The 13,743-nt window shown below is 62.0% G+C and carries 14 protein-coding genes; 6 read left to right on the top strand and 8 right to left on the bottom strand.

Annotated elements, in window-relative coordinates; genetic code table 11:
- The 3 genes from MPJ51_RS18970 to MPJ51_RS18960 all read right to left on the bottom strand — a co-directional run.
- Window positions 1–296 (bottom strand): inositol monophosphatase family protein (locus MPJ51_RS18970; RefSeq protein WP_298390042.1); only part of this gene is annotated, 296 nt, incomplete at its 3' end.
- Window positions 283–1,629 (bottom strand): TldD/PmbA family protein, encoded by a 1,347-nt coding sequence (locus MPJ51_RS18965; RefSeq protein WP_298390038.1) that lies wholly within the window; start codon window positions 1,627–1,629, stop codon window positions 283–285. The genes MPJ51_RS18970 and MPJ51_RS18965, both read right to left, overlap by 14 nt.
- Window positions 1,630–1,775: 146 nt before the next feature.
- On the bottom strand, window positions 1,776–3,296 hold the full coding sequence (locus MPJ51_RS18960; RefSeq protein WP_298390035.1) for a DUF2125 domain-containing protein: 1,521 nt from the start codon (window positions 3,294–3,296) through the stop codon (window positions 1,776–1,778).
- 134 nt (window positions 3,297–3,430) lie between these two features.
- On the opposite strand from MPJ51_RS18960, the gene MPJ51_RS18955 reads away from it, so the two are divergent.
- Genes MPJ51_RS18955 through MPJ51_RS18945 form a run of 3 tightly spaced genes read left to right on the top strand, consistent with a single transcriptional unit; the run spans window position 3,431 to window position 5,495 of the window.
- Window positions 3,431–4,180 (top strand): SDR family oxidoreductase, encoded by a 750-nt coding sequence (locus tag MPJ51_RS18955; protein ID WP_298390032.1) that lies wholly within the window; start codon window positions 3,431–3,433, stop codon window positions 4,178–4,180.
- Window positions 4,177–4,785 carry an enoyl-CoA hydratase/isomerase family protein gene (locus MPJ51_RS18950; RefSeq protein WP_298390029.1) on the top strand — a complete coding sequence of 203 codons (609 nt, stop codon included), beginning with the start codon at window positions 4,177–4,179 and terminating at the stop codon, window positions 4,783–4,785. The genes MPJ51_RS18955 and MPJ51_RS18950 overlap by 4 nt, the downstream gene beginning before the upstream one ends.
- A complete protein-coding gene (locus MPJ51_RS18945) occupies window positions 4,782–5,495 on the top strand; it encodes a VOC family protein (protein ID WP_298390026.1) in 714 nt (237 codons plus the stop codon). The genes MPJ51_RS18950 and MPJ51_RS18945 overlap by 4 nt, the downstream gene beginning before the upstream one ends.
- Here the strand turns inward: MPJ51_RS18945 and MPJ51_RS18940 are convergent, their stop codons facing one another.
- Window positions 5,496–5,792 (bottom strand): HNH endonuclease, encoded by a 297-nt coding sequence (locus tag MPJ51_RS18940; RefSeq protein ID WP_298390023.1) that lies wholly within the window; start codon window positions 5,790–5,792, stop codon window positions 5,496–5,498.
- A gap of 45 nt (window positions 5,793–5,837) precedes the next feature.
- Here MPJ51_RS18940 and MPJ51_RS18935 point away from each other — a divergent pair, with 45 nt between their 5' ends.
- Window positions 5,838–7,013: a TIGR03862 family flavoprotein gene (locus MPJ51_RS18935; protein WP_298390020.1), complete on the top strand. Its 1,176-nt coding sequence runs from the start codon at window positions 5,838–5,840 to the stop codon at window positions 7,011–7,013.
- Here MPJ51_RS18935 and MPJ51_RS18930 read toward each other — a convergent pair.
- The 4 genes from MPJ51_RS18930 to MPJ51_RS18915 all read right to left on the bottom strand — a co-directional run bounded on the left by MPJ51_RS18930 (window position 6,996) and on the right by MPJ51_RS18915 (window position 11,590).
- A complete protein-coding gene (locus MPJ51_RS18930) occupies window positions 6,996–8,024 on the bottom strand; it encodes a DNA polymerase III subunit delta (protein ID WP_298390017.1) in 1,029 nt (342 codons plus the stop codon). The two genes, MPJ51_RS18935 and MPJ51_RS18930, sit on opposite strands and share 18 nt — an antisense overlap.
- On the bottom strand, window positions 8,021–8,512 hold the full coding sequence (lptE, locus tag MPJ51_RS18925) for an LPS assembly lipoprotein LptE (RefSeq protein WP_298390014.1): 492 nt from the start codon (window positions 8,510–8,512) through the stop codon (window positions 8,021–8,023). The genes MPJ51_RS18930 and lptE overlap by 4 nt, the downstream gene beginning before the upstream one ends.
- Complete coding sequence (leuS, locus tag MPJ51_RS18920; RefSeq protein WP_298390048.1) at window positions 8,499–11,033, bottom strand: leucine--tRNA ligase; 2,535 nt, start codon at window positions 11,031–11,033, stop codon at window positions 8,499–8,501. The genes lptE and leuS overlap by 14 nt, the downstream gene beginning before the upstream one ends.
- 71 nt (window positions 11,034–11,104) lie before the next feature.
- Complete coding sequence (locus tag MPJ51_RS18915; RefSeq protein ID WP_298390011.1) at window positions 11,105–11,590, bottom strand: DUF3576 domain-containing protein; 486 nt, start codon at window positions 11,588–11,590, stop codon at window positions 11,105–11,107.
- Window positions 11,591–11,872: 282 nt separating this feature from the next.
- Between MPJ51_RS18915 and MPJ51_RS18910 the strand changes: the two genes are divergently transcribed.
- Together MPJ51_RS18910 and MPJ51_RS18905 are read left to right on the top strand one after the other, a co-directional pair.
- On the top strand, window positions 11,873–12,925 hold the full coding sequence (locus MPJ51_RS18910) for a porin (RefSeq protein ID WP_298390008.1): 1,053 nt from the start codon (window positions 11,873–11,875) through the stop codon (window positions 12,923–12,925).
- Window positions 12,926–13,028: 103 nt separating this feature from the next.
- On the top strand, window positions 13,029–13,688 hold the full coding sequence (locus MPJ51_RS18905; protein WP_298390005.1) for a YggS family pyridoxal phosphate-dependent enzyme: 660 nt from the start codon (window positions 13,029–13,031) through the stop codon (window positions 13,686–13,688).
- The last annotated feature ends 55 nt before the right edge of the window (window positions 13,689–13,743 follow it).

Here is a 13,743-nt window from a genome sequence, read left to right as displayed (position 1 = left end):
GTGCGCGAGCCTTCGGCGAAGCTGCGGGTGCCGTCGATGGGGTCGATGATGAACACCCGGTCGCGGGACTGCCGGTCGGGCGAATCCTCGGTCTCTTCGCTGAGCCAGCCGTAATCGGGCCGCGCCGCCCGCAAGTCGCGTTCCAGCATGGCGTTGACGGCCAGATCAGCCTCGGTCACCGGGCCTGCGCCTTCGGGTTTGTCCCAGCGCTGTGCCTGGGGGCCGGAATAGCGGGTCGCGATCCGGCCTGCCTTTTGCGCGGCGTCGATCAGCAGGGGCAGGTCAGTTGCCGGCAAGTGTCATCCCTTCGATCAGGATCGACGGCACGACGCGCGCCAGGTAGGTGCGCGCGTCGTTGGCGGGGATGATCCGCATCAGCATATCGCGCAGATTGCCCGCGATGGTGCATTCGTTGACCGGATGGCTGATCTCACCATTTTCGACCCAGAAACCCGAGGCCCCGCGCGAGTAATCGCCGGTATTGGGGTTGATGGTCGATCCGATCATCGAAGTCACCAGCAGCCCGGTGCCCATATCCCGCATCAGATTGGCGCGGCTGCGATCGCCTTGGGTCAGGCTCAGGTTCCAGTTGCTGGGCGAGGGCGGGCCGGACACCCCACGCGCCGCGTTGCCCGTCGGGGCCATGTCCAGCTTGCGGGCGCTGGACAGATCCAGCGTCCAGCCGGTGAGCACTCCGTTCTCGACAATCGCCCGACGCCGGGTCGGCAGCCCCTCGGCATCGAAGGGGCGAGAGCCGGAAATGCGCGGGCGGTGCGGGTCTTCGATCAGCGACAGGTGTTCGGGCAGTACCTGCTGCCCCAGGGCATCCTTCAGCCATGACGCTCCGCGCGCAATCGCGGCCCCATTGCTGGCCGCCAGCAGATGGCCGATCAACGAGGATGAGATACGCTCGTCAAACAGAACCGGATGGCTGCCGGTCGCCGGTTTGCGCGCGCCGGTTTGCGCCACCGCACGTTCCCCGGCGGTGCGGCCGATTTCCTCGGGGCTGCGTAAGTCGGTCTGAAAGCTGCGGCTGTCGCCGTCATAGTCGCGCTCCATCCCCGTGCTTTCGCCCGAGATTGCCACGCAGCTGGTTGACCGGCTGGTCCGCGCATATCCGCCCGAAAACCCGTTCGTGGCCGCCAGATGCACCCGGTGCGTGCCATAGCCCGCCGCCGCGTCCGAGACCTGCGTCACGCCCTTGATCGCCAGCGCAGCGGCTTCGGCGGCCAGCGCGTCTTGCATCAGAGCCTCGGCGCTGGGCTCAGGGGTCGGGTCGAACAGCTCCAGCGCGTCCATGTCCCAGTCGGTGATCAACTGGTTCGCATCGGCAAGGCCGGTAAAGGGGTCTTCGGGGGCCTCTTTGGCCATGGCCACGGCGCGTTCGGCCATGGCGGTCAGCGTCTCGGGCCGACTGTCCGAGCTGGAGACGATGGCCTGCCGTTTGCCCAGAAACACCCGCAGGCCCAGATCGGTGCCCTCGGCCCGTTCCGCGTGCTCCAGCGCGCCACTGCGCACCTCGACGGAAACCGAGCTGCCATCCAGCACGATGGCGTCCGCAGCCTCGGCCCCCGCCTTGCGGGCGGCGTCCAGCAGGTGATGGCTGATCTCTTCGGGTGTTCGGGTCATGAGGCCTCCGGTCTGGTTGTTCTGGACCTAGCCCCGGACCGCCCGCCCCGCAAGGCCCATGGCGCAAATGCCCACCGTATCCGGGGGCAACATTGGCAAGAACGGCTTGGGGAAAGGCCGCATGACGGCCTTTCCCGATTTGACGATTATTTGATGCGCTGACCGTTGGCCAGAATCTGGCCGTCCTCGGTGAACTCGATTTTCGAATTCAGCGTGTCGGGCTCTTCGCCCGGAACCGCCATCAGACCCATCATCATCCGCGCGCCCAAAGCGTCGTTGTCCGAGACCAGCCCCATCCCGATCAGCTTGTCGATCAGGGCGTTGGCGCCCACAAGCTGCAGGTTGGCGACACCCGCCGGAACCGGCGGCGCAAACGGTTCGGGGTTGGAATTGTCAAAGGTGAAATCCCCGTCCCCGGTCAGCTTCGCGCCCACCAGCGAGATGATCAACTCGTTGATCTTCAGCGAGTGCAGCTCTCCGGGTGCGATATCCTCGACCTCCAGCGCCTCGATGGCTTCGGGGTCCATGAAATCGACCAGAACCTTGGCAGTGCCGTTGGTGTCCAGCGAAATGGTCGCCGGATCGCGGGGCAGGGCGCCTGCGGGGTCGAAAATGCTCCACAACACATCGGACATGGTGAAGTCGGTCAGGTTCATGGCAAAGGCAAAGGGCTGAACCTCGTCCGAAGCTGACATTGGCGCCTCAAGCTTCAGCCCTGCGTTTTCCATCGCGATCTCGATCGGGAACGGCAGATCCGCTGTGGTCACGGCCAATTTCGTGCTGTTCTGCTGCAGATTATAGACAATCCGCTGCGCATCGATACTGCCAGCAAAACTGCCCCCTTGCGAGGAACTGCCCAGCGAGAACGCCTCACCCTCGGCGGTGCCTGCCATTTCGGTATTGCCCGCGCCATAGGTGAAAGCGCCCGAGACGGCAAAGCCGTTTTCGTAGATGTCCTGAATGTTTTCCAGATCAAACTCGGCCGGAAGCACGCTGTCGCCTTCAAAGGCCAGCTGATCCAGTTTGCCCTTGAACCGGGCATCATCGTCGCTTTCGGGATCGTCAAAGGCCAGGTTGTAATCCAGGCTGGCGGCGTTGAATTTCTGTTTAATGTCGCGCTGCTCGCCGATTTTCATCACCGACGATCCGGCAAGGTCATTGATCTGGAAGCCGAGATCCAGAACATCCTTGGACATCGTCTCGCCATCAACCTCGACTGAGTTCAGTGTCAGGCCCATGCCGGATGCGGTGTAGTCATAGGTCATCTCTTGCGGGGTGCCCGAGACCACCATGTTCAGATCGGTGTTGGTGAACAGCAACTCGGCGCTGAAGGGCTCGCCCTCGGTACTGCCGGAAATCGTGACCGGATAGCTTTCCGGGAAACCGATATTGACGGTGCCGTCGCCGTTTTCGGTCAGCGTCATTTCGGGCATGACGATGTTCACCTGCTCGTCCGAGTCGGGCAGGGCCATCGCCATGGTCATGTTGGTCACCGTCGTGACATTGCCCGACACGCTTTCGTCGCCGGTGACGGTATAGCCCAGCCCGCCCAGATAGGCTTGCCAGTCGGCCCAGACGTCATTGGCGGTTACATCGGCAAAGGCACCGTGGGTGACAACGGCATAGGCCAGCGCCGCACCGCAGCTCCGGCGGAAGAAAACAGACATAAGAGGACCCTTCTCGATCAATTTTCCCGGCATCGTCGTGCCTGTGGCGGTCATCGTCAAGGGGCTAGGGGTGGACCAGTTCCCCCTATGCGCGTTAGGACTTTAACGAATTTTCAAATCAAAGGGGTCATGGGATGCAGATGAAAGGGAAAACCGTACTCATCACCGGTGCCAGCCGTGGGATCGGGGCCGAGGCAGGGCGCGTTTTTGCCGCAGCCGGGGCCAATGTGGTGCTGGTGGCGCGCAGCGGTGATCAGATTGGCGCGCTGGCCGAGGCGTTGGGCGAAAACGCCATGGCGCTGGCTTGTGACGTCAGCGATTTCGCGCAGGTTGAACAGGTGGTGGCCGATTGCGTCGCCCGGTTCGGAGGTTTGGATGTGCTGATCGGAAATGCCGGGGTGATCGACCCGATTTTCCATCTGTCCAATGCCGATGTCGCGGCGTGGGGCAAGGCCATCGACATCAACCTCAAGGGCGTGTTCTACGGCATGCGCGCGGCGCTGCCGGTCATGCGCGCCGCCGGGGGCGGGACGGTTCTGACGGTGTCGTCCGGCGCGGCCTCGAACCCGGTTGAGGCGTGGAGCCATTATTGCGCCTCCAAGGCCGGAGCCAAGATGCTGACCGAATGCCTGCATCTGGAAGAGGGACATAACGGCATCCGCGCCATGGGCCTGTCGCCGGGCACGGTTGCGACGGACATGCAACGCTCGATCAAAGCCAGCGGAATCAACCCCGTCAGTCAACTGGAGTGGGAGGATCACATCCCCGCCGACTGGCCCGCCCGCGCGCTGCTGTGGATGTGCTCGGCAGATGCGGATGAGTTTCTGGGGGCCGAGATTTCCCTGCGTCAGGCGGATATTCGGGAACGGGTTGGCCTGACGTGATCGACCTGAACATTGAAGACGGGTTGTGGGTGGTAACCCTGAACAACCCGGACAAGGCCAACGCGCTGACCAGCGCGATGTTGGAGGAACTGCTGCGCATCGCCGGGGCCGCAACCGAGGCCCGCGCGCTGATCCTGACCGGCGCAGGTCGCGTGTTCAGCGCCGGGGCTGATCTGGAGGAAGCCCGCGCGGGGCTGGCGACCTCGGACCTGTGGGAGAGGTTGTCGGGCGCCATCGCCACACTGCCCTGCCTGACGGTGGCGGCGCTGAACGGGACATTGGCAGGTGGCGCCAACGGCATGGTTCTGGCCTGCGATCTGCGGATTGCGGTGCCTTCGGCCAAGGTGTTCTACCCGGTGATGAAACTGGGCTTTCTGCCGCAACCCTCTGATCCCAAACGCATGGCGGCGCTGATCGGCCCGGCGCGCACCAAGCTGATTCTGATGGCGGGGCAAAAGATCACCGCGGCTGAGGCTTATGAGTTCGGTCTGATCGACCGTGTGGTGGAACCGGATGCGCTGATGCCGACTGCTCGGGAATTGGTGGCCGACAGCCTTGGGGCCGATCCGGCCATCGCCGCAGGCATTGCGGAGTTATGTCGATGAGGATCAGTGCCCTTTCCCTGCGTGTCGCCGACCCCAAAGGGCTGGCCGCGTTCTATCGTGAGGCGCTGGGCATGTCGGTGCGAACTGAGGGCGAAGCGTATCGCGTTGGCTATCCCGGGCAGGATGCCGACCTGCTGCTGATACCCGGCGGGGGCGGCTACAGTCATGACCGAGGGCAGCGTTACTGGAAGATCGGGATTACTCTGCCGGATGTCGATCTGGTCGCCGCGCAACTGCGGCAGTTGGGCATTCCGGTCAGCGCGCCGGGGCAGTTTCTGGATATCGGCTATATGTGTCATCTCAGCGACCCCGAAGGGTTCTCGATCGAGCTTCTGCAGCACGATTTCGAAGGCAATCGCCCGCCGGATGCCGCGCTGCCTGACGCGCCTTTTGCGGAGGCGCGTATCGGCCAGATCACCCTGCGCACCGGGGATATCGCCACTGAGGACGCCACCTGCCGCGCGCTTGGGATGCGTCTGCTGTCCATGCAAGAGGTCGCGCCCTATGGGTTCGACCTACATTTCTATGCCTTCACCGATGAGGTTCCGCTAAACCCCGATCTGTGGGCCGTCGAAAACCGCGAATGGCTGTGGAAACGCCCCTATACGACGTTGGAATTCCAGCATATCGCCAATGCTCAATTCGCCCCGGTACCTGACTATCTGGGGATCGAGGTCGAGGGCCTCCCTGACCCGATCTTCCTTGATTGATCATCGCCCACGCCGTTTTCCCGGCACTTTCGACCGGAACCCGGGCGGGCGTTTGCGCACCCAGTTCAGGAACTTCTCAAGCCGAGGGTAGGCACGCAGCGCGGCGACCGAGTTGAAATCACGCGCCAGTTCGGCCTCGGTCAGGGTGGCGTGGACCTCTTTATGGCAGATCTGATGCAGCAGAACGGTCGGCCCGCCCTTGCCTCCTTTGAGTTTTGGGATCAGATGGTGCAGGCTGCGGCCGCCCTCGGGGATCGGGCGGTCGCATAACGGGCAGATCGGATCACTGTTGCTCATCCCGACAGGGTCGCGCCGATGGGCGGAGAAGGCAAGGGGACGGCAATGGCGCAGGCAGTGGTGATCGGGGCAGGACCCGCCGGGCTTATGGCAGCCGAACAACTGGCGATGGCCGGGCACGACGTTCTGGTCGCCGAGGCAAAGCCCTCGGTCGCGCGCAAGTTCCTGATGGCGGGCAAGTCGGGTCTGAACCTGACCAAGGATGAGCCCTTTGATCTTCTATTGCAGTCCTATGGCGAGGCGGCGGATTGGCTGCGCCCGATGCTGCCCGAATTCGATGCGGCAGCGATCCAGGATTGGGCGCGCGGATTGGGGCAAGAACTGTTCACCGGCTCGACCGGGCGCGTGTTTCCCAAGGTGATGAAGGCCTCGCCGTTGCTGCGGGCCTGGCTGGCGCGCTTGGATCAGCAGGGCGTGCAGATCAGAACCCGCTGGCGATGGATCGGATGGGATGGTGAGGCACTGCGGTTTGATACATCCGAAGGGGTGCAATCCATAACGCCCGACGCAACCGTTCTGGCATTGGGCGGCGCAAGCTGGGCCCGTTTGGGATCGGATGGCGCATGGGCCGCGCAATTGATGGACAAAGGCGTGACCCTTGCGCCCTTCACCCCGGCGAACTCTGCCGTGGCGGTGGATTGGAGCCACCATATGGCCACGCACTACGGCACGGCGCTGAAATCGGTGCGCTGGATGGCCGGAGACCTGATCAGCCGAGGTGAGGCCGTGATCTCGGCCAAGGGATTGGAGGGCGGTGGGGTCTATCCGCTGACCCCCGCCTTACGCGCGGACGAACCGTTGTTCGTCGATCTGGTGCCGGATGTGTCGGCTGAGGCTTTGCTGGCGCGATTTGCGGCGAAAAAACCCAAGACCTCACTGTCGAACTGGTTGAAAACCGGGCTGCGCCTGTCACCGCAGAAAGTTGCCCTGTTTCACGAGATGAGCAAGGGTGTGACCTCACAACCCTATGAATTATTGAAAAGATTGCCCATCCACTACGCGGGCTTGCGCCCGATGGATGAGGCGATCTCGTCCGCCGGAGGTGTAAAACGTGGCGCGTTGAACGATGGCCTGATGCTGACCGCGCTGCCGGGCACCTTCTGCGCCGGTGAGATGCTGGATTGGGAGGCCCCGACCGGGGGCTATCTGCTGACCGCCTGTCTGGCCACCGGACGTTGGGCCGGGCGTGCAGCGGCGGAGTGGCTAGCGGCTGCGCGCTAACATAGCGAGCCGGATCATGGCGCGTTCAACCAACGCCATGGCCGGGGCGGTCTGCCCGGCGGATCGAAGCGACAGGTCCGTATCGGTCAGAACCGTCAGCGCGGTTTGCAGCTTGGGTGCGCCCCAACCCTGCGCCTGCCGCAATATCCGGTCGCGCCGTTTGCCATAGACCGGCGGGCGCAGCTTGCCGATGCCCTGCGCCGCCCCGCCGGGGTCGGATGCACAGGCGTAAAGGGTGCGGAAATGGCGCGTCGCGCCGATGCACAGGGTCACCCCGTTGGTGCCCTGCGCCTGCAACCGGCGGATCAGCGGCCCGATCTCACCCGCGCGGCCCTCGGCCACCACGTTCAACACATCATCCAGCGCGGCCTCGGTCGAGCGCGGGGCGCAGGCTTCGATATCCTCGATGGTCAGATCTGCGCTATCGTCGCGCTTGTAAAGAGACAGTTTTTCAACGGTTTGCGTGAAGTCCCCGGGGCTGAGCGTCACTGCGAGTTCCCCCAGCGCTGACATCGAATCGCGCGGGATCTTCTGCAACCCGGCCTGCGCCAGTATCCGTTCAACCTCGGCGCGCGAGGGTGGGTCGTCATAGATGCCCACCGCATAAGCACCGGGGTGGCTTTCGAACGCCTTGCGGATTTTTGAGCTGGGCTTCAACTGCCCCGCCGTCACGATGATCTGCGCATCGCCGGGGGCCCAATCCTCTAACGCGGCCAGAATCGCCGGGGCTGCCGTGTCGGTGGTCTCTTCCACGAAAACCGCGCGTGGGCCCGGGAAGAACCCGACCGCCTTGACCGCATCCAGCAGCAGCGCAGGATCGCCGCGCAGGTCGGAACCGGGCAGGCGGGTCAGGCGCATCTCTTCCTCGGCCCCGGGGCCAAGCAATGCGGTTAGAACCTGCTGGCGTTTCAGTGCCACCCGCATCGCATCGGCACCGTAGATCAGCAGCCCGGTCTTGTCCGCGTCCGGCTTGGCAAAATAGCCGTCAGCCTCGCGCGGGCTGAGCTTCATGAAGACAGGCCCGGCGCCGCGTAGAGGCGGGTTACGATCTGATCGGACAGAATCACCATCAGCCGTTCCTTGGCAGCCCGTTCATCCGCCAGCGTCGAAACGGTTGATCCGGCAGCGGAATAGCCGACGAAATCGGTCACCGTGCCCGAAGCAAGCACCTGCCCTGTTTCATTCGACCGCAGCGTATAATTGGCGCGCCCGTCGATCGTATAGCGGTTGGTTTCGTTCGTCGTGGTGATCGCGGCGGCACGGGTCACGGTCGAGACATTCACGTCCAGTCCGAACTCATCGCCAGACTGGGCACTGCGGCCCAGCCGTTGCTCCAGATTCTGCACCAGCATGAAACTGTCGGTCGTATTTGGTTCGGACACCGCAACCCGACCGAACAGGGCCGAGCCTGATCCGCCGGGGGCGTAAACCGGCTCAAACCCACAGGCGGCCAGCGCCAGCGGCATCAACAACAGGGTTCTGCGATCAAACGACGACATTCACAATCCGGCCTGGGACAACGATCACTTTCTTAGGTGCGGCACCATCCAGCGCCTTTTGCACAGCTTCGGTGCTGAGCGCGATTTTTTCAACCTCTGCCTTGTCCATGTCTTTGGGAACGCTGATTTCCGCGCGGCGCTTGCCGTTGATCTGGATGGGCAGAGTGACGGTGTCATCGACCAGCATCGCCTCATCCGCGACGGGCCAGGGGGCGGTGGCGACCAGACCTTCGCCGCCCAGCAGCTGCCAGAGCTCCTCGGACAGGTGCGGCGTCATCGGTGACATCAGTTGCGCCAGCGTTTTGGCGGCCTCGCGTTTGGCTGTGGTTCCCGCCTTGGATTTCGCCAGCGTGTTGGTGAAGGCATACAGTTTGGCAATCGAGGCGTTGAAGCCGAACGATTCGACGCCGCCCGACACATCATGGATGGCCTTATGCATCTCGCGCAGCAGAACCTCGTCATCCGCATTGGCCGGAACGTCCGATTCGGCGATTTCCGAGGCGATACGATGCACACGGGACAGGTGCTTGAACGCAGCCTCGGCCCCGGATGCGGTCCATTCCACGTCGCGCTCAGGCGGCGAATCGGACAGGACGAACCAGCGCGCGGTGTCGGCACCGAAGGCCGAGATGATGCTGACCGGGTCGACCACGTTTTTCTTGGACTTGGACATCTTGGCCGAGGGGATGATCTCGACCTCGGTGCCGTCAGCCAGTTTGCCGTCGGTCACATCCTCGGGCAGGTGATAGACCGGGCGGCCATTGGCATCGCGGGTCTGGTAGATCTCATGGGTGACCATGCCTTGGGTGAACAGCGCGTCGAAGGGTTCGATGGCTTTTTTCGGCAAGTGGCCCGTGATGTTCATCGCCCGGGCGAAGAACCGGGAATAGAGCAGGTGCAGAATCGCATGCTCGATGCCGCCGATATACTGGTCGACATTCATCCAGTACTCGGCCTCGGCCAGATCGGTGGGTGTTTCGGCGCGAGGGGCGGTGAAGCGGGCGAAATACCATGACGAATCGACGAACGTGTCCATCGTGTCGGTCTCACGCTTGGCCGCAGCACCGCAATTTGGGCAGGCGCAGTCGCGCCAGGTCGGATGGCGGTCCAGCGGGTTGCCCGGATTATCAAAGGTGACATCGTCGGGCAGGCGGACCGGCAGGTTTTCTTTCTTCTCGGGCACGACGCCGCAAGAATCACAATGCACGACCGGAATCGGGCAACCCCAATAGCGTTGACGGCTGAGGCCCCAATCGCGCAGACGGTATTTGGTGACACCTTCGCCCCAACCGGCCTTTTCGGCGAAATCGACGGTGGCGTTGATCGCCTCATCCCCCGTCGCCTCGGTCAGACCCGCGAAATGGTTCACCCAGCGGACTTTCTCGGTTTTCGGAGGCACGAAAGCGATTTTGTCGACGGGCGCGTCATCGTCCAGAGCAAAGAACGTATCGACCACGGGCAGGCCGTATTTGCGGCAGAAATCGAGGTCACGCTGGTCATGCGCCGGGCAGGCAAAGATCGCGCCGGTTCCGTAATCCATCAGGATGAAATTGGCGATCCAGACCGGCAGTTCCCAATTGGGGTCCAGCGGGTGCTTGACCTTGATGCCGGTGTCATAGCCCAGCTTTTCAGCGGTCTCGATAGCTTCCTCGGTGGTGCCGCCCTTGCGGCATTCGGCCACGAATTCAGCGACTTCGGGGCTTTCTGCTTCAAGCTGCTTGGCAATCGGGTGATCCGGAGAGATGCCGACAAACGACGCGCCCAACAGCGTATCGGGCCGAGTCGTATAGACGGTGATCGGCGCGCCGCCATCCACACGTTCAAAGCCGAATTGCAGGCCGCGGGACTTGCCGATCCAGTTTTCCTGCATCAGGCGGACTTTGGCGGGCCAGTTCTCAAGCGTGTCCAGCGCGTCCAGCAATTCCTCGGAATAATCCGAGATTTTGAAGAACCATTGGGTCAGTTCCCGTCGCTCCACCAACGCGCCCGAACGCCAGCCACGTCCGTTTTCCACTTGTTCATTGGCCAGAACGGTCATATCGACCGGATCCCAGTTCACCACAGCGTTTTTGCGGTAAACCAGTCCGGCCTCAAGCATATCCAGAAACAGCGCCTGCTGCTGGCCGTAATATTCCGGGTCGCAAGTGGCAAATTCGCGGGACCAGTCGATGGACAGGCCCAGCGGCTTCATCTGCCCGCGCATGTCGGCGATGTTGCCATAGGTCCAGTCCTTGGGATGGCCGCCAATGGCCATCGCAGCGTTTTCCGCAGGCATCCCGAACGCGTCCCAGCCCATCGGGTGCAGCACGTTGTGGCCGGTCGCCAGCTTATGCCGCGCGATCACGTCGCCCATCGTATAGTTGCGCACATGCCCCATATGGATTCGGCCCGAGGGGTAGGGGAACATCTCGAGCACGTAGTATTTCGGCTTGTCCGCCTTGTGGTTGGCGGTGAAGATCCCGGCCTTGTCCCAGGCCTCTTGCCATTTTGCTTCGATTTCGGTGGCCGAATAGCGCGACATTGTGCGGTCCTTGGTCATGAAAACGCCGGGTAAGAACCCGGCGTGGTAATATTGCGATTTTCTGCGGGTTGCTAGAGCTTGTTGTCCGCAATACGTAGCTGGCGCGCGCGTGAGAGAATCGCATCTTCCACCGCGCGGGTCGTTGCGGCACTGACCGGAGCGCCTCCGCTGGTCAGCAACGAAACCGACAGCGACCGCGCCGCCAGCGCCGGGTCACTGATGTGAACCGTTGCGCGATATTGCCGTCCGCCACCGGGCGGGGTGCCATAACCCGTTACGATCACGCCGGTAAACGGATCGACCTCTTGCACCGGCAGAAAGTTCAGCACATCCAGCGAGGCGGCCCACAGATAGCGGTTCACCTGGGTGACCTGTTCGGAATTGTCCGGCCCGAACACATCCCAGATCGTGGTGCGATCGGCATCGTTCAACTCACGCTCTTCGCTGGAGCTGCCATCGACGGTCAAAGATCTGGCATCGCCCGGAGGCGGTCCGTTGCGCCCGCAGGCTGTGGCGGCCGTCACAATGGTCAAACCCAGAATCGTCAGCAGGCGCATCGTTGGCTGGTCCTGTATCACTTGTTGTGCGTTGTCGAGAGATACTCCTAGACAAGGACCCGTGCTGCAACAAGCCCATTCTTTGCATAAAGGCGTGAGGGCGGGGCGAGAATTGGGTCAAAACCGACTGTGGCATCCTTGCACCAATCGAAACCGAATGACGGCAGACGGTTTATGCCAAGCTTGCGTGAAGGGGGCAAAAAGAGCGACACGGTGACCGTGCTGAGACATATGCCTTGCATGTGTCGAGTAGAAAAAACTTTTGAAACCGAGGGAAACAAGATGAAAAAAGTTCTCTTCGCATCGACCGCTCTGATCGCAACCGCAAGTGTTGCCGCGGCCGAAGTTAAGTTCAGCGGCTATGGCCGTTTTGGTCTGGGTTACGTGGAAGACCGGTCCGCAACTGCGTCGACAGTGATCGTTACCACTGGTGGTGCCCTGACCACGCTGACCGCCACTGTCACAGGTTCTGATACCGCTCTGATCTCGCGCTTTCGTCTGAACATCGACGCGATCACAGAAACTGACGGCGGCGTCGAACTCTCGGCTCGTGTGCGCCTGCAGGCTGACGACACGCCGGCAATCGGCGAACAGCAAGCTGCTGCTCTGAGCGGTGCGCGTTTCTCCGCCATCTATGGCGGCCTGCGTGTTGACGTTGGCAACGTTTCGGGTGCCTTCGACAACCTGGCAAACTACTACGGTAACGAGCCGGGCCTGGAATTCTTCATCGGCCAGTATGCCGGTGTTGACTATAGCTTCCTGTCGTTCTCTTCGACCGGTTCGGGTGACAACGCTGTGTTCTTCCAGTACGCAGTCGGCGATTTCGCCTTTGGCGCATCCTATGACCAGCGCGACGCCATCACTGCCACTATCGGTACTGGTGCAACTGGCCCTATCGCCACTGGCTCGACCACTTCTGCTGATCGTTGGGATGTGAGCGCGACTTACACCTTCAACAACGTCACTGCAGCTCTGGCTTATGGTGAAAACGATGACGGCAGCGCAACTGCTGGCAGCCTGACTGTTCTGACCCTGGGCGCTGACTTCGGCGATCTGAACGCCACTCTGTTTGTCGCAGACGACGATGTAAACAACGCTGCCCGCAACGGCACCGCATACGGTTTCTCGCTGGCCTACAACATCGGCGCAGCCACAACCGTGAACTTCGCCTACGGTGACGGTTCGGGTGACGACGACAACCAGCAGTTCGGCATTGGCTTCATCTACGATCTGGGTGGTGGTGCATCGCTGAAAGGTGGCTTGGGTCAGTCCGAGCGTGGCCTGGCAGCAGACAGCACTCTGCAAGCTGACTTCGGTGTCAACTTCAACTTCTAAGTTGATTTGAACCGCAAAGTTCTAGGGCAGGTCTTTGGACCTGCCCTTTTCTTTTGCGCCGACATGGTGTTTTTCTGCGGCAACCGCAAAGTGAGGGCCCCCGATGTCGTTGCAAGAAATCACCGACCGTATCGCCAAAGCCGAAGCCAAGGCAGGGCGCAATGCCGGTTCGGTCAAATTGATCGCCGTCTCCAAAGTGCAGCCCAATGACAGGGTTGAGGCCGTACTAGAACAGGGCCATCGCTGTTTCGGCGAAAATCGCGTGCAAGAGGCTGCTGGCAAATGGCCGGGCTTCAAGGAACGTTTCTTGGACGTTGATCTGTATCTGATTGGCCCCCTTCAGACCAACAAGGCCCGGCAGGCGATGGAGCTGTGCAACGCAATCCATTCGCTGGATCGCCCGAAACTGGCCAAGACCATTGCCCGTCTGGCGCAGGAGATCGGCGCCTGCCCCGATCTGTTCATTCAAGTCAATACCGGGGAAGAGGCGCAAAAGGCCGGGATTCTCCCGGCGGATGCGGATGAATTCGTGGCGGATTGTCAGGCGATGGATCTGCCCATTCGCGGATTGATGTGTATCCCGCCCGTTGACGAGGAACCCGCGCTGCATTTCGCATTGCTGGCCAAAATCGCCAGCCGCAACGGTCTGACCGGGCTGTCGATGGGGATGAGCGGTGACTTCGAATCCGCCATTGCACTGGGTGCGACCCATGTGCGGGTCGGATCAGCCATTTTTGGCGAACGCGTCAAACCTCAGGGATAATCAACCGCGTACCAAGGGCAATCTGCCCGGCAATCCAATGCAGGTGATCGCGGCG

The sequence above is a fragment of the Ruegeria sp. genome, from assembly GCF_028066395.1.
Lineage (GTDB): Bacteria > Pseudomonadota > Alphaproteobacteria > Rhodobacterales > Rhodobacteraceae > Ruegeria.
The sequence above is the reverse complement of the archived record's forward strand: the minus strand, read 5'-3'. Positions and strand labels throughout refer to the sequence as shown.